Origin of the sequence: Yoonia sediminilitoris, assembly GCF_003058085.1 — a bacterium.
Lineage (GTDB): Bacteria > Pseudomonadota > Alphaproteobacteria > Rhodobacterales > Rhodobacteraceae > Yoonia > Yoonia sediminilitoris.
Genome location: NZ_QBUD01000003.1, coordinates 70,725 through 88,746, shown reverse-complemented (window position 1 = coordinate 88,746; position 18,022 = coordinate 70,725). Strand labels below are relative to the sequence as shown.

At 56.7% G+C, this 18,022-nt stretch carries 20 protein-coding genes; 17 read left to right on the top strand and 3 right to left on the bottom strand.

Annotated features, from left to right (window positions below; genetic code table 11):
• Window positions 1–3 precede the first annotated feature (3 nt).
• The gene (locus C8N45_RS08685) at window positions 4–486 is read left to right on the top strand and encodes a dihydrofolate reductase (RefSeq protein WP_108385853.1); all 483 of its coding nucleotides are present in this window, start codon (window positions 4–6) and stop codon (window positions 484–486) included.
• A 77-nt stretch (window positions 487–563) separates the two neighbouring features.
• The gene (locus C8N45_RS08680; protein WP_108385852.1) at window positions 564–887 is read left to right on the top strand and encodes an arsenate reductase family protein; all 324 of its coding nucleotides are present in this window, start codon (window positions 564–566) and stop codon (window positions 885–887) included.
• Between the two features lie 151 nt (window positions 888–1,038).
• On the opposite strand, the gene C8N45_RS08675 is transcribed toward C8N45_RS08680, so the two are convergent.
• Entirely contained in the window at window positions 1,039–1,251 is a 213-nt protein-coding gene (locus C8N45_RS08675; protein ID WP_108385851.1) for a cold-shock protein, read from the bottom strand.
• A 161-nt stretch (window positions 1,252–1,412) separates the two neighbouring features.
• On the opposite strand from C8N45_RS08675, the gene C8N45_RS08670 reads away from it, so the two are divergent.
• On the top strand, window positions 1,413–1,742 hold the full coding sequence (locus C8N45_RS08670; RefSeq protein WP_108385850.1) for an arsenate reductase family protein: 330 nt from the start codon (window positions 1,413–1,415) through the stop codon (window positions 1,740–1,742).
• On the opposite strand, the gene thrS is transcribed toward C8N45_RS08670, so the two are convergent.
• Complete coding sequence (gene thrS / locus C8N45_RS08665) at window positions 1,739–3,685, bottom strand: threonine--tRNA ligase (protein WP_108385849.1); 1,947 nt, start codon at window positions 3,683–3,685, stop codon at window positions 1,739–1,741. The two genes, C8N45_RS08670 and thrS, sit on opposite strands and share 4 nt — an antisense overlap.
• A gap of 178 nt (window positions 3,686–3,863) precedes the next feature.
• Between thrS and C8N45_RS22990 the strand changes: the two genes are divergently transcribed.
• The 8 genes from C8N45_RS22990 to C8N45_RS08625 all read left to right on the top strand — a co-directional run bounded on the left by C8N45_RS22990 (window position 3,864) and on the right by C8N45_RS08625 (window position 10,649).
• Complete coding sequence (locus C8N45_RS22990; RefSeq protein ID WP_133175960.1) at window positions 3,864–4,487, top strand: hypothetical protein; 624 nt, start codon at window positions 3,864–3,866, stop codon at window positions 4,485–4,487.
• Window positions 4,488–4,653: 166 nt separating this feature from the next.
• The gene (locus C8N45_RS08655) at window positions 4,654–4,899 is read left to right on the top strand and encodes a hypothetical protein (protein WP_108386066.1); all 246 of its coding nucleotides are present in this window, start codon (window positions 4,654–4,656) and stop codon (window positions 4,897–4,899) included.
• Window positions 4,900–5,090: 191 nt separating this feature from the next.
• Complete coding sequence (locus C8N45_RS08650; protein ID WP_108386065.1) at window positions 5,091–6,365, top strand: MFS transporter; 1,275 nt, start codon at window positions 5,091–5,093, stop codon at window positions 6,363–6,365.
• Window positions 6,358–7,101: an alpha/beta fold hydrolase gene (locus tag C8N45_RS08645; protein WP_108385847.1), complete on the top strand. Its 744-nt coding sequence runs from the start codon at window positions 6,358–6,360 to the stop codon at window positions 7,099–7,101. The genes C8N45_RS08650 and C8N45_RS08645 overlap by 8 nt, the downstream gene beginning before the upstream one ends.
• Window positions 7,102–7,178: 77 nt before the next feature.
• A complete protein-coding gene (locus C8N45_RS08640) occupies window positions 7,179–8,516 on the top strand; it encodes an MFS transporter (RefSeq protein WP_108385846.1) in 1,338 nt (445 codons plus the stop codon).
• Window positions 8,509–9,411, top strand: coding sequence for an alpha/beta hydrolase (locus C8N45_RS08635; protein WP_168769434.1), 903 nt, complete (start codon window positions 8,509–8,511; stop codon window positions 9,409–9,411). The genes C8N45_RS08640 and C8N45_RS08635 overlap by 8 nt, the downstream gene beginning before the upstream one ends.
• A gap of 27 nt (window positions 9,412–9,438) precedes the next feature.
• Complete coding sequence (locus C8N45_RS08630) at window positions 9,439–10,158, top strand: alpha/beta fold hydrolase (RefSeq protein WP_108385844.1); 720 nt, start codon at window positions 9,439–9,441, stop codon at window positions 10,156–10,158.
• The gene (locus C8N45_RS08625) at window positions 10,158–10,649 is read left to right on the top strand and encodes a P-loop nucleotide/nucleoside kinase family protein (RefSeq protein WP_108385843.1); all 492 of its coding nucleotides are present in this window, start codon (window positions 10,158–10,160) and stop codon (window positions 10,647–10,649) included. Before C8N45_RS08630 ends, C8N45_RS08625 begins: the two co-directional genes overlap by 1 nt.
• Window positions 10,650–10,670: 21 nt before the next feature.
• On the opposite strand, the gene phaZ is transcribed toward C8N45_RS08625, so the two are convergent.
• Entirely contained in the window at window positions 10,671–11,939 is a 1,269-nt protein-coding gene (gene phaZ, locus C8N45_RS08620) for a polyhydroxyalkanoate depolymerase (protein WP_108385842.1), read from the bottom strand.
• Between the two features lie 65 nt (window positions 11,940–12,004).
• On the opposite strand from phaZ, the gene C8N45_RS08615 reads away from it, so the two are divergent.
• From C8N45_RS08615 to C8N45_RS08590, 6 genes are all read left to right on the top strand, one after another.
• Window positions 12,005–13,801: a PHA/PHB synthase family protein gene (locus C8N45_RS08615; RefSeq protein ID WP_108385841.1), complete on the top strand. Its 1,797-nt coding sequence runs from the start codon at window positions 12,005–12,007 to the stop codon at window positions 13,799–13,801.
• Between the two features lie 147 nt (window positions 13,802–13,948).
• Entirely contained in the window at window positions 13,949–14,398 is a 450-nt protein-coding gene (locus tag C8N45_RS08610) for a phasin family protein (RefSeq protein ID WP_108385840.1), read from the top strand.
• 197 nt (window positions 14,399–14,595) lie between these two features.
• Entirely contained in the window at window positions 14,596–15,477 is an 882-nt protein-coding gene (locus tag C8N45_RS08605; protein ID WP_245882604.1) for a metal ABC transporter substrate-binding protein, read from the top strand.
• Window positions 15,474–16,307, top strand: coding sequence for a manganese/iron ABC transporter ATP-binding protein (locus C8N45_RS08600; RefSeq protein ID WP_108385839.1), 834 nt, complete (start codon window positions 15,474–15,476; stop codon window positions 16,305–16,307). Before C8N45_RS08605 ends, C8N45_RS08600 begins: the two co-directional genes overlap by 4 nt.
• A complete protein-coding gene (locus tag C8N45_RS08595; RefSeq protein WP_108385838.1) occupies window positions 16,307–17,161 on the top strand; it encodes a metal ABC transporter permease in 855 nt (284 codons plus the stop codon). The genes C8N45_RS08600 and C8N45_RS08595 overlap by 1 nt, the downstream gene beginning before the upstream one ends.
• On the top strand, window positions 17,161–17,979 hold the full coding sequence (locus C8N45_RS08590) for a metal ABC transporter permease (protein ID WP_108385837.1): 819 nt from the start codon (window positions 17,161–17,163) through the stop codon (window positions 17,977–17,979). Before C8N45_RS08595 ends, C8N45_RS08590 begins: the two co-directional genes overlap by 1 nt.
• Window positions 17,980–18,022: the final 43 nt, after the last annotated feature.

Sequence of the window (18,022 nt, the reverse complement as noted above, 5' to 3'; positions counted from 1 at the left end):
GCGATGATTACACTTATCGTCGCGCAGGATCAGAGTGGTGCAATCGGACATAACGGCGCGATCCCATGGGATATCCCCGAAGACCTCAAGTCATTCCAACGCGAAACGCTTGGCGGCGCGCTGATCATGGGGCGGAATACATGGGACAGTCTGCCAGTCAAGCCATTGCCCCGCCGCTATAATATTGTCGTGTCCGGCCGATCTGATGTAGCAGAAGTTGTGGCCCCGTCCGTGACCGCCGCCGTCAAGCATGCCCGCGATCAGGGCTATGACCGTATTTATGGTATGGGCGGGGCAGGGATCTACAAAGAGATGATCCCACTGGCACACAGGCTACTGCTTACGGATGTCGATCTGCGGGTTGATGCCGCTGATACCTACTTTCCTGAATTGGACTTGCGTGCGTGGACCATCGTGAACGAACGGGTGCTGCGCGCGGAAGGCCCCCGATGTGTCGTGCGTGAGTACCTGCGGTGTCGGGCGTGACAAGGGCGCGCATATGCCTGATGATCTGCTGACTTGCTTCTTTATGACCTGAAATCCTGTCTTATCGGATACCCCAAATGATCCTATACGGTTTGCCGACCTGCCCTGACTGCAACAAAGCCCGCAAAGCGCTGGCAGAGGCGGGGCATGACGTAATCTTCCGCGATGTCCGGGCCGACCCCATGTCAGAGGCGGAATGGTCGCCGCTTATCGCTGAGTTCGGGGACAATCTGGTTGATCGCAAAACGCAGACATTCCGCAATCTGAACGCATGGTTACGGGAATCGGAGGTCGAATCGCAATTGGAAGCCCAACCCGCTCTGATGGCGCGCCCTGTGATTAGCGATGGAACCCGTTGGACATTGGGCTGGGACGAAGCGGAGCAGAATGTCTGGCTTTAATTGCCAATTCAGGTCCGCTTGGTCGATCGTTTGACCCGTGAAACGAGTAGTGTGGTGACCCAGCAGTCCAAAGTGCCCTCAAACGAGGACAATGAGTCATCCAGATTTACGGCCTGAGAATTAAAGGCCGCATGCTTTGTTGGCGGAAATCTCAGTCTGGTGTGACTTCGAGACTTCCGGCCATTTTACGGCCGTCGCGCCCCTCAACCAGATCAAACGTCACTTTTTGATCATCGGCCAACCCGGTGAGCCCGGATTTCTCTACCGCTGAAATATGCACAAAGATATCCGCGCCGCCATCTGCGGGTGCAATAAATCCGTACCCCTTTGTTGTGTTGAACCACTTTACAGTGCCACTTGGCATCGTCCTTCTCCTTCTTGCCGTATCTGGAACTTGCATCATAAGTCCCAAAGCAGGGTCAGTCTTGACCTTGCCCCTTTAGACTTAACCGTTTTATGAAAAAGGCAAATGACATGTCGTCGCACTTGGGTTTTCGGCGACCGTTTGCATAATGGGACAGCAGAATGAAATTTTTTGGGCTAAAAACATGCGATACGTGCCGCAAAGCGCGGAAATCCTTGGCAGAGGCAGGATATGATCCAACCATCATAGATGTCCGTGCGGACGGCGTCGCGCCTGAGGATCTTGCACAGATTATCGCAACCTTCGGTGCAGCGGTGATCAACAAATCCTCGACCACTTGGCGTGGATTGACGGATGAGGAAAAGGCTGGCGACCCGATGGCGCTTTTGGCCGCACACCCCACCTTGATGAAACGGCCGGCGATTGAGGCTGACGGCAACTGGACAATCGGGTGGAAACCCGATGTCCAGTCGGTTTACCTGAAGGCTTAGGCCAGATCGGGCGGTGTTGCCGCCGCACCAAGCTCGGCTACGATATCGTCAAGTGCTACCGTGGCGGTCTGTTTCTCACCCAAGCGGCGTGCTGTGACGGTCCGCTGTTCCACTTCGCGCGCGCCAAGCGCCAGAATGACCGGCACCTTGCCAACCGAATGTTCGCGGACCTTGTAGTTGATCTTTTCGTTGCGCAAATCAGCCTCGGCCCGCACGCCAGCCGCTTTCAGCGCCGCGACGACTTCAAGCGCGAAATCATCCGCATCCGACACGATTGTGGCAACGACCACCTGACGGGGTGCCAGCCAGAACGGCAGTTTGCCAGCATGTTCCTCGATCAGGATACCGATGAACCGCTCAAACGATCCAAGCGTCGCCCGGTGCAGCATGACGGGGCGGTGTTTGTTACCGTCTACGCCGATGTAGTTGGCATCAAGCCGTTCGGGCAGCACGAAATCCACTTGATGGGTGCCGCATTGCCAGTCGCGGCCAATCGCGTCGGTTAGCACAAATTCCAGCTTGGGGCCGTAGAATGCCCCTTCGCCCGGGTTCAGTTCGGGTTCGATCCCGGCAGCGCGGGTTGCGGACAACAGGGCGGCTTCGGCCTTGTCCCATACCTCATCCGCGCCAGCGCGCAGTTCGGGCCGATCAGAGAATTTCACGCTGAATTTTTCAAAGCCGAGGTCCTTGTAGATGACCGTCAAGAACCGGATGAATTCGGCTGTTTCCTCTTCGATCTGGTCCTCGCGGCAGAAAATATGCCCGTCATCCTGCGTAAAGCCGCGCACCCGCATGATGCCGTGCAGGGCACCGGATGGTTCATAGCGGTTGCAAGACCCGAATTCGGCCATCCGCAGGGGCAGGTCGCGGTAGGATTTCAGGCCCTGATTGAAAATCTGCACATGGCAGGGACAGTTCATCGGTTTAAGCGCATTGACCGCCTTTTCGCGGGCGTGATCCTCGTCCACTTCGACGATGAACATATGCTCCTGATATTTTTCCCAGTGACCCGAGGCTTCCCACAACTTGCGGTCCACGACCTGTGGTGTGTTGACCTCGACGTAGCCGCCCTTGCGCTGCTGGCGGCGCATGTAGTCCTGCAATTCGGTGTAGACTGTCCAGCCGTTAGGGTGCCAGAAAATCTGGCCTGGGGCTTCCTCCTGCATGTGGAACAGGTCCATCTCGCGGCCAAGTTTGCGGTGATCGCGTTTGGCGGCTTCTTCGAGCCGGTGCAAGTGCGCTTTCAGCCCTTCCTTATTGGTAAAAGCCGTGCCGTAAATCCGTTGCAGCATCGCGCGGTCGCTGTCGCCGCGCCAATAGGCACCCGCAATCGACATCAGCTTGAAGCCATCAGCGGGAACCTGTCCGGTGTTTTGCAGGTGTGGCCCGCGGCAAAGGTCTTGCCAGTCACCGTGCCAGTACATGCGCAGCGGCTCATCCCCGGGGATGCTTTCGATCAGTTCGACTTTGTAGGGCTCGCCCTGGTCTTTGTAATATTGGATCGCCTTGGGCCGGTCCCAGATTTCTGTGCTGACCTCATCACGCTTGTTGATGATCTCCTTCATCTTCTTTTCGATGAGGGCGAGGTCTTCGGGCACGAAGGGTTCCTTGCGGTCAAAGTCGTAGTACCAGCCGTCCTTGATCACGGGTCCGATCGTTACCTGCACATCGGGCCAGATCTCTTGCACCGCGCGGGCCATGATGTGCGCCAGATCGTGGCGCACCAGTTCAAGTGCGGGTTCTTCGTCTTTCATAGTGTTGATGGCGATGCTGCTGTCAGCGTCGATCGGCCACTGCAGGTCCCAATGCGCGCCGTTCACGGTCGCGCTGATCGCCTTTTTGCGCAGGCTCGATGAAATGTCCGCAGCGACATCCGCAGGGGTGATCCCCGCATCATATTGGCGCGCGTTGCCGTCCGGAAATGTGAGAGAGATTTGGGCCATCTGATGGGCTCCTCGTCAGTTTGGCGCCTACGGGACGCCCGGTTGCGGGTTGATGGCGGGGGTGTCGCCGCTGCGACTGTTGCTGTCAAGTCACGAGTTTACCATGCACGGCGTTTCAGCTTTCTTCGATAAACCCAGAGGTTTACCCCTTGTTAACGATTTGTGAGGAGAAACCTGAGTGACATTTCTAAAAATTTCCCTTGTGCTGTGTATTTTTGGGCTTTCTGCCTGCGGAGGGTCAAGCACGACCGACGGAGCGGTGGAAACCCATGAATTAAGTCTTTTCGCGCTAAACGATTTATACAGTGAAATAGAAACGATAACAGCAGACCTCGAATCGACCCCGACGAGCAGCGTTCCGACATCAGGTATAGCTTCGTACAATGGGCCAGCTACACTTCTTGAGTTCTCAAGGGTGGATGCCGTTTTCGCAGCCGTGGGAAACGCTGAATTGGTTGTGGACTTCACGCAAGAGTCAATATCCGGAAAGGCTGACAATTTTTACCAGTTAAGCGACGAGGTTGTTGACGCACTCAACCAGGGTAGCAACATTTCTGACGAACTCAGCATGACAAATGCGACAGCAATTGCTGGTGAGCTCTCCTTCAATCCCGCAAATGATGCCGTTATCGGCTCCGTAACGAAAACATCAGGCGAAACAGAGACTTACGATCTTTCCACGCGCGTGGTTGAGTTTTTTGGACCAAATGCCGAACTGGTTGAAGTCATCAATGCGGATGAAGCTTGGGCGAATGGGCGCAGCACGACAGGCGCGGCCCTGTTTGTGAGTGCTGTAAGATAAGGCGGGCCGACGCAAAAAGAGGCGACCTTGGTCCGCGGTTTTCGCGCGGGGATCGCCCTAAGCGGGCGCAAGGCGGATGTATACCCAAGAATACGTTGACTGCGACTTGTCTGTGGGTAAAACCGACACAAATTTCCGATATGAAACTATGCTGAAAGGATTCACCATGGCGCGTTATAATCGTACGTTCGAACTGACGATATCTGATGTCGATATGATTGAAGAAGCACTGCGCGCGCGCGGCCGCGAGTTGTGCCGGATGCGCCGTGCCTTGACCGAAGAAAACCCCGCGCATCTGGAATCGATCTCGGTGATCGAGCGTGACCAGCGCGAAAACGAAGAACTTCTAGGCCGTTTGCACGACCAGAAGATTTTTTACCGTCCGCAGAAATCGGTCTACGTCGGGGGCTAGACCCTTCGGTTCGTAAGTATCCGCATTTACAGAAAGTGCAGAGACAAACAGACCGGGCTTGGCCCGGTCTTTTCTTGTCTTTGGCAACTGTTTCGTTTGGGGAAAATCAGGTGCCGCCGCTGCGCTTATCAGACAGTGCGACAAGAATTCTGTGGACAAGCCCTATGTTGATACCCGAAAGGGGTGTCAGGATGATCGACAGTATGACCACAAAGCTATTCGACGTGCTGGTCGATGATCAGGCGGCAGATCCGGATTTGCCGCAAAAGGCACAAGACGCCGAAGCCGGTAATTTCCTGCGGCATGTTCTGTCGCTCGGCGCCAGCAAGATTGCGGATGGGTTGATCGACCCCAAATTGGTGCTGAGCTGGCTCCTGACCCATCTGGGCGCGGGCGCATTCTGGACTGGATTGTTGGTGCCCGTCCGCGAATCTGGCGCATTGTTGCCACAACTGCTGACATCCCCCGTGATTGCGCGTGCACAGGTGCGCAAATGGTTCTGGGTTGGCGGGGCATTTGTACAGGGGCTGAGCGCGGCGGCGATTGCCGTGGCCGCCCTGACACTTGACGGGGCAGCGGCGGGGCCGGTGATTGTGGGCCTTCTGGCCTTGCTGGCCATTGCCCGATCCGTCTGTTCGGCCAGCTACAAGGATATTCTGGGCAAGACCGTTGGCAAATCGCGCCGGGGCACCGCGACAGGCGTGGCCAGCAGTGCGGCGGCAGTCGGCGTGATCGCCTTTGCTGCCTTGCTGTTAACCGGGCTGGGGGATCGCTTTGTCATTGTAATTTCGGCAATTTTTCTGGCTGCCGCTTTTTGGGCTATGGGCGCAGTCATCCTTGCCACTCTGCGCGAGGCGGGTACTGACGCAGAGGTCGCCGACATATGTTTTGTCCCCTTTGGTCTGTTGCGGGACCGCCCGCAATTGACCCGCTTTATCGTGGTGCGGTCTTTGCTGGTCGGCACGGCCCTTGCGCCACCCTATCTGGTCATGCTGAACCCCGACAGCGGATTTGGCGCATTGGGGGCATTGGTTTTAGCATCGGCCGCGGCGGCTTTGGTGTCGTCTTATGTTTGGGGCCGATTGTCGGACAGATCATCGCGGCGTGTCCTGCAAATGGCCGGTATTGCGGGCGGCGTCGCGCTGCTTCTGGTGATCGGGCTGGAATTTGCAGGGCTCATTGGCGTGCCGCTGGTGCTGCCGGTTTTGCTGTTTGGGCTGATGATATCCTATCAGGGGGTGCGCAATGGCCGGTCCACGCATCTGGTCGATATGGCCGGGCCGCAGGATAGGGCGCAGTATACGGCCCTTTCCAACACGATTGTCGGGCTTGTTCTGATGATTGGCGGCGCGGGTTTTGCCGTATTGGCCGCTATCAGCGTGCCACTGGTGATTGGCCTTTTTGCCGTCATGTGTTTTGTTGCCGCCATGATCGCAAGTGGGCTGCAAGAGGTGCAAAATGGCTGAGAGTTTCGTGACACCGCAAGGCCGCAGGCTGGCCTATCATCTGACTGATGGCACAGGCCCGGCGGTTGTTTTTCTGGGGGGCTTCAAGTCCGACATGGAGGGCACCAAGGCGGTTCATCTGGAAAAATGGGCGCGCGAGTCGGGACGCACCTTTTTGCGATTTGACTATTCCGGCCACGGCGAAAGCGACGGGCGCTTTGAGGATGGCGCGATCGGCGACTGGTTCGAGGATGCCTGTGCCGCATTGGGCCTTTTGGCAGGGAAGGTGGTTCTTGTGGGCTCCTCGATGGGGGGGTGGATTTCACTGCTGGTGGCCCGCGCCATGCCGCAGAGGGTCGCGGGGTTGGTCACAATCGCCGCTGCCCCGGATTTCACTGAGGACAGCATGTGGGCCAGTTTCACAGACGACCAAAAGACGGAACTGGCCGCAGGGCAGGTGGCACTGCCTTCTGAATACGGGGACCCCTATATTATCACAAAGCGCCTGATCGAAGAAGGCCGCACCCGATTGGTGCTGCGTGATCCGCTGGAGCTGCCATTTCCGGTACGCTTTTTGCAGGGGACCGCTGATGCGGATGTTGATATGTCGGTGGCCTTGCGTCTGCTGGCCCACGCAGAGGGTCCGGATATGCGTCTAACACTTGTGGATGGCGCAGATCACAGGTTTTCAGATGACGCCTGTCTGGCTCTGATCGTCCGGTCGGTAGAGGACGTCCTGTCAGCGGGGATGGGTTAAAACCCATCTTACGCAACGTCTCTGTTTCGTGCAGCACCATTGGCCCGCTAGCCTGCCGCCAAGACGGAGGACATTGCATGGCGCTGACATTGGGGCAAAAAGCAGGCTGGGGTCTGGCTGACATGGGCGTGGTTGTCTTTGTCGTGGTCAAGCAATTGCTGGTGCTGACTTTCCTGACATCTTTCCTTGGTGTGCCCGTGGGCATTGCGGGCTTTGTCACCACCGCCGTTTTGGTTTTCGACATGATTACAGACCCGTTGATCGGCTATCTGAGCGACCGCACCCAAAGCCGGTTTGGCCGCCGTGCCCCGTGGATGTTCTGGGGTGCGCTTGTCATGCCTGCTGGCATGATCGGGCTTTTTGCCGTCCCTCAGGGGCTGGCTTTGGCGGGCAATCTGGTATGGGTCACCGGCTTTTTCGTGCTGGCCACCATCGGATTTACGATGATTGCCATTCCCTATGGCGCGATGGCGGGCGAGATTACACAGAACCCGCGCGAACGCTCTGCCATGACTGGGTGGCGCATGGGCTTTGCCAGCGTGGGGATATTGGTCGGCGGCGCACTGATACCCGGGATTGCAGCGGCGAAAGGCTATGCGTGGGCCGCAATCACTGTCAGCCCCCTGATAGCGGGGGCTGTCTGGCTGTCTTTGCTGGCCACGGCCAAGGCGCCGCATATTGTGCAGGCCGCCCCTGTTGGTCTGTCGGAAAGCTTTCGCACTGTCCTTGCCAACCGTGCGTTTCTTGTTCTGGTGGTGCTTTATGGCGTGATGACCATGGCGATTGCGCTGATCACGGCCGGGCTCCCTTTTGCGGCGATCTATCTGGTGGTGGATAGTGGCGATACCGCCCTGTCAGGCGCTGCGGCGGCCTTGTCGACACTCAGCCTGATGTTTGCGGCCTTTGTTGCAGGCGCGATCCTGAGCCAGGCGGTATGGGTGCTGTTGTCGCACCGTTTGGGCAAACTGTGGGCGCTGGTGCTGGGGCTATGTCTTTATGTGGGGTTGCTTTACGGGCTCTATCTGGCGCTGCCGTCGGTCAATGTGACCGCAATCGCAGGGATATTCGTGCTGGCGGGCATGACCAATGGCGCTTATCAGCAAATCCCGTGGGCTATGTATCCGGACCTGATGGATGTCACCCGCGCGCAGACCGGACTGGCGTTGGAAGGGGCCTTTTCGGCGGTTTGGCTGTTTGGCCAGAAGCTTGCCAACGCGCTGGCCCCTGCTGTGCTGGGGCTGATCCTGTCGGCTGCGGGCTGGCAAGAGGCCACCGGCGGCTATGTCGCGCAAACTGATGGCGCGCTGGCGGCTTTGCAGCTATCTGTTACCTTGATCCCGGCAGCGGTCCTGAGCATCGCAGTGCTTGGTCTTGTCATTTTCTACCGACCACAGGCGGAGCGTGCCCTTGCTTGATCCCAAGAATATCACTGACTATCTGCGCGAGACGGAAGCGCTTGTGCCCAACCTGAGGCCGGGCTGTGAAAAGCGCGTCATCTGGGCTGGCGCTGAGGGGCAAAAGACCCGCTATGTCCTGCTCTATGTGCATGGATTCTCGGCCACTGGCGAAGAATTGCGCCCACTGCCTGATCTGGTTGCGGGGCATTTGGGGGCGAACATCTTTTTTACCCGTCTTGATGGGCATGGTCAGGATGGACCTGCCATGGCGCGGGCCACATTTGCGGATTGGCAGCAGGACATGGCAGAGGCGTTTGATATTGCCGCAGCATTGGGTGACGAAGTTGTCATCATGGGTTGTTCAACCGGATGCACGTTGGCGACCCTGTCGCTGGCGCAGGGACGGCAGGCCGCAGCAGTGGTTCATGTTTCGCCAAATTATGGGCTGACAAATAGGGCTGCACAAATGCTGCTTGATATGCCTTATTCCCGCGTGTGGGGGAAATATCTTGTTGGACGCGAGCGCAATTTTGACCCGATCAACGCCGCGCACGCCAAATTCTGGACGACCCGCTATCCGACCGAAGCCGTATCCACCATGGCCGACGCGGTGCGGGCCGTGCGGGGGGCTGATCTGTCAACCATTCGCGTCCCGGCCTTTTTTGCCTTTAATGATGCCGATACCGTGGTGAACCCGGTCGAAATCCGCAAAGTGATCGGCCGCTGGGGGGGAGATGCGGAAGCGCTGATGATCACTCCTCAAAAGGGCGACGATCCCAATGGTCATGTCATGGCGGGCGATATTTTCAGCCCTGGTCAGACCGCACCGCTGGTCCAGCAGATTTCCGCTTGGTCGGATCGTATATTGCGCGATGCGGGCACTTGTACCGCGCCCGCCCGGCAGGCTAACTAGCGGCAGGGCAATAATTGGGTGGCATGAATGCCAAGTGAAACGCTGGTGATGATTCCGCCAATGCTGTGTGATGCGCGCATATTCGGCTATCAGATCAGAATGTTGAGTATGGAGCATGCGGTCATGTTCGCGCCGACCACACGTGGCGAGCGGATGGAAGAGGTCGCAAGCCAAATCCTGAGCTGGGCCCCGTCCAAATTTGCGCTTGCTGGCATGGGCATGGGCGGGATGGTCGCGATGGAGATCATGCGGCGTGCGTCGGAACGGGTCACGCGCATTGCCCTGATTGCGACGACCGCACAATCCGACACGCCCGAGGTGGCTGCGGGCCGCGAACCGCACATTATTGCCGCGCGATCGGGTCGCTTTGATGACGTGTTGCAGCACGAAGTGAATTCCACATGGCTTGGACCGAACTGCGACAAGGTGCGGATTATCGAATTGCTCAAGGATATGGGGCGCGCACTTGGGCCGGACGTCTATGTCAAACAAGCCCGTGCGATGCAGCGCCGCAAGGACCAGCAGGCAACATTGCGCGCGATCAAGCAGCAACCATCGATGGTGATCTGCGGTCGTTTTGACGGGCAATTCCCCTTGAAACGTCAGGAAGTCATGGCCGAGATGCTGCCTTACGGCACGCTCGAAGTGATCGAACAGGCCGGATATTTGCCTACATTGGACGCCGCCGAGCCGGTGACAGATGCATTGCGTCGCTGGATGCAAATGCCTTTGATGTTGCGGCCCTGATGGCGGCTTCAGTACCTGCGCTGCACCTTCTGTGCGGCAAACCCGCAACAGGCAAATCAACACTGGCAGGTGAGGATGCCACCGTGATGCTGGCAGAGGATGTCTGGCTGGCGGCTCTGTTTGCAGACCAGATGACATCTGTGTCGGACTATGTGCGGTGTGCAGCCAAGTTGCAGACAGTCATCGCACCACACGTCGTTTCATTGCTGGGCACGGGAGTTTCGGTGGTTCTGGACTTCCCTGCAAATACGGTGGCCAATCGTAACTGGATGCGCGGCATTCTTGGCGATATGGGCGTGGCCCATCATCTGCATTATCTGGATGTGCCAGACTCTGTATGCCTTGATCGGTTGCGCGCCCGTAATCTGGCTGGTGATCATCCGTTTGCCTTGACCGATGAACAGTTCTGGCAAATCGCACGGCATTTTGAACCACCGACTGCAAAAGAAGGCTTTAACGTGGTGCGCCATAGGCTGGCTCCAGCAGGATAGCGCCGAAAGGGCCCGCTACGCCTATTTCATTGCGACAACTTTGGCGGATTTCGGGGCGTCGCCTGAATTGGCGTCAATAAAGTCGAGCACCAGCGGTCGGATGTTATTCCGCCAGCTTCCACCGGCAAAAATGCCATAGTGGCCGGCACCAGGTTCAAGGTGCGATGCCTTCTTTTCATCGGGCAGATTGGTCAGCAGACCAAGGGCGGCCAGACACTGACCGGGGGCGGAAATATCATCAGCTTCACCCTCGACGATCTTGACAGCAACGGTTGTGACCTTGCCAAAGTCGACTTTGTGCCCGGCAACGACAAAGTCGTTTTGCGCGATTTCACGCCCCTTGAAAATCCGTTCGACCGTTGACAGATAAAACTCGGCAGTCATGTCCATCACGGCAAGGTACTCATCATAGAATGCATTGTGGCGGTCATGCTCTGACGCTTCGCCCTTGGCGACACGGATGATTTCATCACGGAAGGAATTCGTGTGCGTTTCGGCGTTCATCGAGATGAAAGAGGCCAACTGCAACAGGCCGGGATAGACCATGCGACCCACGCCAGAATATTTGAAGCCGACGCGCTGGATCATCGTTTCTTCGAGTTGCCCCATGGTGACGGAACGGCCAAAGTCGGTCACTTCGGTGTGGTTCGCCTCGGGGTCGACAGGGCCGCCGATCAGGGTCAGGGACTTTGGCTGCGCCTCTGGGTCTTGTTCGGCAAGATAGGCGGTCGCGGCCAGTGTCAGCGGGACGGGCTGGCAGACGGCGATGACATGGATATCCGATCCAAGCTCGCGCATGAAATCAACCAGATAGAGGGTATAATCTTCGATATCGAACTTGCCAGCACTAACCGGAATATCACGGGCATTGTGCCAGTCGGTGATATAAACGTCGCAATCCGGCAGCAGGCTTATGACAGTCTTGCGCAACAGCGTGGCGTAGTGACCCGACATCGGGGCAACCAGCAGCACGCGCCGCTTGCTTGGCGCACGGCCGGGCATTGTGAAATGAATAAGATCACCAAAGGGGCGTTCAACAACGGTTTCGACGACAACAGGGTAATCCCGGCCCTTGTCGCCGGTCACCGGCGGAATGTTCCAGTCGGGCTTGACCACCATGCGCGCAAAGGTGCGTTCAGTCACCTCACCCCAGGCCTTGAGCCAGTCCATTGCGGGGTTGGCACCCCAGGACATCATGGGGTAAGAGGCGAACGCATGGGCGGTGGCGCCCATCCATTGGTTTGTGTTGCGCGCACTTTCCATCAGGTCATAGGTCAACATATACTTCATTTGGTAACTCCGATCGGGGTGCGCAGAGGATGCTGCGTGTGCAGCATAGGCATAGGAACGTTAACATGACAACAAGCGATTTGGTCGATCAAGCGACATCACAACAAAATGTGGCGAAACTTGAAGCAAACTTGGCAAAAGTTGAGGCGCTGACGCAACGCTTGCTAAAAGTCATGGGGCAATCGCGCCCGGTCCCGCCTGCATTGCAGGGGCCAAGCCACGACTTATACGTCAAGGCGGCATCGGCCTACATGACTGAAATGATGCATAATCCAGCCAAGCTGATCGAACATCAGGTGTCGTTTTGGGGCAAGTCGGTCAAACATTACGTCGAAGCGCAGCATCTGCTGATGCAGGGCAAGCTTCAGCCTGCGGCCGATGAAACGCCGAAAGACAGGCGGTTCTCTCATGAGTTGTGGGACACCAACCCCTATTTCAATTTCATCAAGCAACAGTACCTGATGAACAGCGCCGCAGTGCAGCAGGCAGTGGAAAATATCGAAACGCTTGATTCTGAGGAAAAGAAGCGTTTGCGCTATTTTTCGCAGCAACTGGTCGATTTGATCAGCCCGACTAACTTTTTGCCCACGAATCCCGAAGCTCTCGCTCTGGCCGCAGAAACCGAAGGAGAGAGCCTTGTTGCGGGCCTTGAAAACCTGATTTCCGATCTGGAAGCGAACGATGGTGACCTCGTTGTCACCCTGGCGGACAAGTCGGCGTTCAAGCTGGGCGAAAACCTTGCGACAACGCCGGGGTCAGTGGTGTTTCGTAACCACATGTTCGAGCTGATCCAATACACGCCCACAACTGAAAAGGTGTATAACACGCCGCTGATGATCTTTCCGCCGTGGATCAACAAATTCTATATTCTGGACCTCAAGCCCCAGAACAGCTTGATCAAATGGGCGGTTGATCAGGGATACACTGTCTTTGTCGTGTCATGGGTCAATCCGGATGCAGGCTATCGTGACATATCCATGGATGATTACATCGAAGACGGATATTTGACCGCGATTGACCAGGTCAAAAAGATCTGTGGTGTCAAAAAGGTGAATGCGGTGGGCTACTGCATCGCGGGCACAACGCTGGCTTTGACGCTTGCCCTGATGAAAGAGCGCAAAGACAATTCCGTAAACAGCGCGACATTCTTTACGACGCTGACCGACTTTTCTGACCGCGGAGAAGTGGGCGTTTTCCTTGACGACGATTTCGTCAATGGGATCGAGGCGGAAGTCGAACAAAACGGAATCCTCGACTCCTTCTTCATGTCACGCACCTTTTCCTATCTCCGGTCAAACGATCTGATCTATGGGCCGGCAATCAAAAGCTATATGATGGGCAAGGCGCCACCTGCATTCGATCTGCTGTACTGGAACGGTGACGGCACCAACCTGCCAGCCAAGATGGCCGTGGAATATCTGCGCGGGCTTTGTCAGGATGACCGCTTTGCAACCGACGGGTTCGAAGTCTGCGGCACCACCCTGCATCTGAAAGATGTCACTGTGCCACTGTGTGCCATCGCCTGCGAAACCGATCATATTGCGGCGTGGAAAAGCAGTTACAACGGCGTGCAGAAGATGGGTTCAAAAGACAAGACCTTCATCTTGTCCGAATCCGGTCACATCGCTGGTATCGTCAATCCGCCAACGAAAAACAAATACGGTCACTATACGAACCCGGAAATGGGTTTGACGGCAGACGACTGGTTTGACGCCGCTGAAAAACATGCCGGGTCATGGTGGCCAAGGTGGGATTCGTGGTTAGCGGGTAAATCAGGGAAAAAAGTGGAGGCAAGACAACCTGGCGGTGAAGATAGTCCTGTGCTTTGTCCCGCGCCGGGGACCTATGTGCTTCCTAAATAGTTGTTTTAATGTCTTAAAGCAGTTCTTTCGAGAAATTTATGCTGCAGTGCAGAAAAAGCTTGAAATGCTGCACTGCAGCATGCATATTGTCGGTATCAAATAAACGCGGAGGGGGCTCCGCACCGACATATATAAGGATTAAAGACAATGGCTAAGACACAAGACTTCACCGCCGTATTCAAAGACATGATGGGATCATTCCCTGTGGATACAAAGGCAATGGAAGAGCAGTTCAAGAACCAGACGACGCTGGCAGAAAAAATGTCTGGCGTTGCAATCGAAGCTGCGGGCAAATCTGCTGAGATTTCTTCAAAGTGGACACAGGACACTCTGGCAAAAGTTGAAGCGATGTCCAAAGCAAAGGCCGACCCTGCTGACTATGCGAAAGCCATGACGGATTTCGCGTCTGCACAGGCCGAGTCCGCTGCTGAGCACATGTCCGCTTTCGCCGAAATCGCGAAAAAAGTACAGACCCAGACAATGGAACTGGTTCTCGCCGCTGGCAAGGACATGTCCGAGGACATGACTGCTGCTGCCAAGAAAGCAACTGACGAAGTGACTGCTGCTGCCAAGAAAGCAACTACTTCCGCTAAGTAAGTCTCTCCGATCGACCTATCCTCCCTTGGGTCAGATTGATGAAAACGGTCCGCAAACTGCGGGCCGTTTTTTTTGGGCGTCTCTCTCAAGGCGTCTCACAAGACTGTGCAAGTCACACAATGATGTTTACTGTTGCGAATTATTCTCATATGCAACTGTCGATTCATTTGATTGGGGACATCAAAAGTATGATCAGGATGAAATTGATCGGCGCGTTCGTATGTTTCGCCTGTCTCGCGACGGGTGGCTGGGCGCAGGAAGACCGCTTCAAAGTGGTCACGACATTTACCGTCATAGCGGATATGGCACGCAACGTCGCGGGCGACGTGGCTGATGTGGAAAGCATCACCAAGGCGGGGGCGGAAATTCACGGCTATCAGCCGACCCCGCGCGATATCGTCCGGGCGATTGATGCCGATTTGATCCTGTGGAACGGGCTGAACCTTGAGTTGTGGTTTGAGCCGTTCCTCGCCAATCTCGGCGATGTGCCCAGCGTGACAATCACCGACGGGATTGACCCGATCAGCATCACCGAGGGCGAATATGACGGCAAGCCCAACCCGCATGCATGGATGGGGCTGACCAATGCGCTGATTTACGTCGACAATATCAGCGACGCATTTTCACGGTATGATCCTGCAAATGCGGACACCTACCGCGCCAATGCCGCAAGCTACAAAGCGCAGATTACGGCAACCCTTGCACCTTTGCGCGACCGCATTCTGGCCGTGCCGGAAGACCGCCGCTGGCTCGTCACTTGCGAGGGGGCATTCAGCTATCTGATTCGCGATTATCAGATGAAAGAGCTTTACCTCTGGCCGATGAATGCTGATGCCCAAGGCACGCCGCAACAGGTGCGCAAGGTCATCGACGGGGTCCGCGACAACAAAATTCCCGCCGTTTTCTGCGAAAGCACCGTCAGTCAGTCACCCGCCGAACAGGTGGCACGTGAAACAGGTGCCACATATGGCGGTGTGCTTTATGTCGACAGTCTGACCGAAGCGGACGGTGATGTGCCGACCTACCTTGATCTGCTGCGGATCACGACCGAAACTATCGCCGAGGGTCTGACAGAATGACGACATCAGGCATTTCTGCCCATGATGTAACTGTGACCTATCGCAACGGCCACACGGCCCTGCGCGATGCATCTTTCGAGATTCCGACCGGTACGATCACTGCACTGGTGGGCGTGAACGGGGCAGGCAAGTCTACGCTGTTCAAGGCAATCATGGGTTTTGTCCCCACGGCCCGCGGTGACATCACGGTACTGGGCATGCCCGTGAAAGAAGCGTTGCGCCTGAACACGGTCGCCTATGTGCCCCAGTCGGAAGAGGTCGACTGGACCTTTCCGGTGCTGGTCGAAGATGTGGTGATGATGGGTCGCTATGGCCATATGGGGTTTTTTCGCCGTCCCAAGAAGGCCGATCATGACGCCGTCACCGGCGCCTTGGCGCGGGTGAATATGTCCGACTTTCGGCATCGGCAGATTGGCGAGCTATCGGGCGGGCAGCGCAAGCGCGTTTTTCTTGCCCGCGCACTGGCGCAAGAGGGTCAGGTGATTCTGCTCGATGAACCTTTCACGGGCGTCGATGTGCAGACCGAAGAGGCGATCATCGCCCTGCTGCGCGAAATGCGGGACGAAGGCCGGGTGATGCTGGTATCGACTCACAACCTTGGGTCGGTGCCTGAATTCTGTGACCGGACCGTGCTGGTCAAGGAAACCGTGCTGGCCTACGGCCCGACGGAAACGACATTTACCCGCGCGAATCTCGAAGTCGCGTTCGGCGGCGTGCTGCGTCACTTCGTTTTGGGCGGCTCTGACCTGCACGAAGACGAAGACGGCCGCACGATCCGTGTCATCACCGACGATGAACGGCCCTTTGTGATGTATGAGGATGAAAGGTGATGGGCCTGTTGCTGGAACCCTTCAGCTACGGTTACATGTTCAACGCCATGTGGGTCAGTGCGCTGGTCGGGGGCGTGTGTGCGTTCTTGTCGGCCTACCTGATGCTCAAGGGCTGGTCGCTGATCGGCGATGCGCTGAGCCATTCAATCGTGCCCGGTGTCGCTGGTGCCTATATGCTGGGGCTGCCCTTTGCGCTGGGCGCTTTTGCCGCTGGCGGGCTGGCTGCCGGTGCGATGCTGTTCCTCAACCAACGGTCCGGATTGAAAGAGGACACGATCATCGGCCTGATCTTCACGTCGTTTTTTGGGCTGGGCCTGTTCATGGTGTCGCTGTCGCCTACATCGGTCAGCATCCAGACCATCACAATGGGCAACATTCTGGCCATCACCCCGTCGGATACGCTGCAACTGGCAATCATCGGTTTTGTGACGCTGGCGGTGCTGTTGGCGAAGTGGAAGGACTTGATGGTCGTCTTCTTTGACGAAAACCATGCAAGGTCTATTGGTTTGCGGCCGGGCCTTTTGCGCGTCGTTTTCTTTACGCTGCTTTCGGCATCCTGCGTGGCGGCATTGCAGACAGTAGGCGCTTTTCTGGTCATTGCGATGGTGGTCACGCCGGGGGCTACGGCCTATTTGCTTTGCGACCGGTTCCCGCGTTTGCTGATGCTGAGTGTCGCCATCGGGGCCGGGACCAGTTTTGTCGGTGCGTACCTGAGCTATTTTCTGGATGGGGCGACAGGCGGCATGATTGTGACGCTGCAAACGCTGATCTTTCTTGCGACGTTCGTCTGGGCCCCAAAGCACGGCTATCTGGCCGCGCGACGGAAAGCCGCCCAAGCATTGGAGCGCGCGTGATGGATTGGCTTTTCCCCTTTCAGTTCGCGTTTATGAACAAGGCGTTCCTGATGGTCGCCATGATCGCGGTGCCAACCAGCCTTTTGTCGTGCTTTCTGGTACTGAAGGGCTGGTCCCTGATGGGCGACGCCATCAGCCATGCAGTCTTGCCCGGCGTGGTCTTTGCCTATCTGCTGAATATCCCGCTGATCATCGGGGCCTTTGCTGCGGGCATGGTCTGCGCGCTTTCCGTCGGCTTTCTGTCGGCCAACAGCCGGGTCAAACAGGATACGGTGATGGGGATCGTCTTTTCGGGCATGTTCGGCCTTGGGATTGTGATCTACACCAAAATCTCGACCGAGGTGCATCTGGATCATATCCTTTTTGGCAATATGCTCGGGGTTTCGGCGGCGGATCTCTGGACAACCGGGGTGATCGCCGCACTTGTGGGCTTTGTGATCCTTGCCAAACAGCGGGATTTCATGCTGCACGCCTTTGATCCCGTCCAGGCGCAGGCCGTGGGGCTGCGGGTGGGCTGGCTGCATTACGGGCTGCTGGCGCTGATGTCACTGACCATCGTGGCCACATTGTCAGCGGTTGGTATCATCCTGTCCATCGGCCTGCTGATCGCACCCGGAGCTATTGCGTTTCTGCTCACCAGACGGTTAAGTCTGATGCTTCCGATTGCCTTTGGCGTCACACTCTTGGCCGGGTTGGCAGGGGTCTACCTGAGCTTCTTTATTGACAGCGCACCAGCCCCCACGATCATCCTTATGCTTACCGTGATTTTCATTCTGGCGTTTATTCGGGCGAACCTGCGCGCACGCCAAACGGTTTGATCATCTTTTTCGTATCAATTCGATGACAAATGTCAGCCAGCGC

Bases quoted from the DNA above. Each gene is read 5' to 3' on its own strand.
- C8N45_RS08685 (WP_108385853.1), top strand. From the start codon at position 4: ATGATTACACTTATCGTCGCGCAGGATCAGAGTGGTGCAATCGGACAT.
- C8N45_RS08680 (WP_108385852.1), top strand. From the start codon at position 564: ATGATCCTATACGGTTTGCCGACCTGCCCTGACTGCAACAAAGCCCGC.
- C8N45_RS08675 (WP_108385851.1), bottom strand. From the start codon at position 1,251: ATGCCAAGTGGCACTGTAAAGTGGTTCAACACAACAAAGGGGTACGGA.
- C8N45_RS08670 (WP_108385850.1), top strand. From the start codon at position 1,413: ATGAAATTTTTTGGGCTAAAAACATGCGATACGTGCCGCAAAGCGCGG.
- thrS (WP_108385849.1), bottom strand. From the start codon at position 3,685: ATGGCCCAAATCTCTCTCACATTTCCGGACGGCAACGCGCGCCAATAT.
- C8N45_RS08655 (WP_108386066.1), top strand. From the start codon at position 4,654: ATGGCGCGTTATAATCGTACGTTCGAACTGACGATATCTGATGTCGAT.
- C8N45_RS08650 (WP_108386065.1), top strand. From the start codon at position 5,091: ATGATCGACAGTATGACCACAAAGCTATTCGACGTGCTGGTCGATGAT.
- C8N45_RS08645 (WP_108385847.1), top strand. From the start codon at position 6,358: ATGGCTGAGAGTTTCGTGACACCGCAAGGCCGCAGGCTGGCCTATCAT.
- C8N45_RS08640 (WP_108385846.1), top strand. From the start codon at position 7,179: ATGGCGCTGACATTGGGGCAAAAAGCAGGCTGGGGTCTGGCTGACATG.
- C8N45_RS08630 (WP_108385844.1), top strand. From the start codon at position 9,439: ATGCCAAGTGAAACGCTGGTGATGATTCCGCCAATGCTGTGTGATGCG.
- C8N45_RS08625 (WP_108385843.1), top strand. From the start codon at position 10,158: ATGGCGGCTTCAGTACCTGCGCTGCACCTTCTGTGCGGCAAACCCGCA.
- phaZ (WP_108385842.1), bottom strand. From the start codon at position 11,939: ATGAAGTATATGTTGACCTATGACCTGATGGAAAGTGCGCGCAACACA.
- C8N45_RS08615 (WP_108385841.1), top strand. From the start codon at position 12,005: ATGACAACAAGCGATTTGGTCGATCAAGCGACATCACAACAAAATGTG.
- C8N45_RS08610 (WP_108385840.1), top strand. From the start codon at position 13,949: ATGGCTAAGACACAAGACTTCACCGCCGTATTCAAAGACATGATGGGA.
- C8N45_RS08605 (WP_245882604.1), top strand. From the start codon at position 14,596: ATGAAATTGATCGGCGCGTTCGTATGTTTCGCCTGTCTCGCGACGGGT.
- C8N45_RS08600 (WP_108385839.1), top strand. From the start codon at position 15,474: ATGACGACATCAGGCATTTCTGCCCATGATGTAACTGTGACCTATCGC.
- C8N45_RS08595 (WP_108385838.1), top strand. From the start codon at position 16,307: ATGGGCCTGTTGCTGGAACCCTTCAGCTACGGTTACATGTTCAACGCC.
- C8N45_RS08590 (WP_108385837.1), top strand. From the start codon at position 17,161: ATGGATTGGCTTTTCCCCTTTCAGTTCGCGTTTATGAACAAGGCGTTC.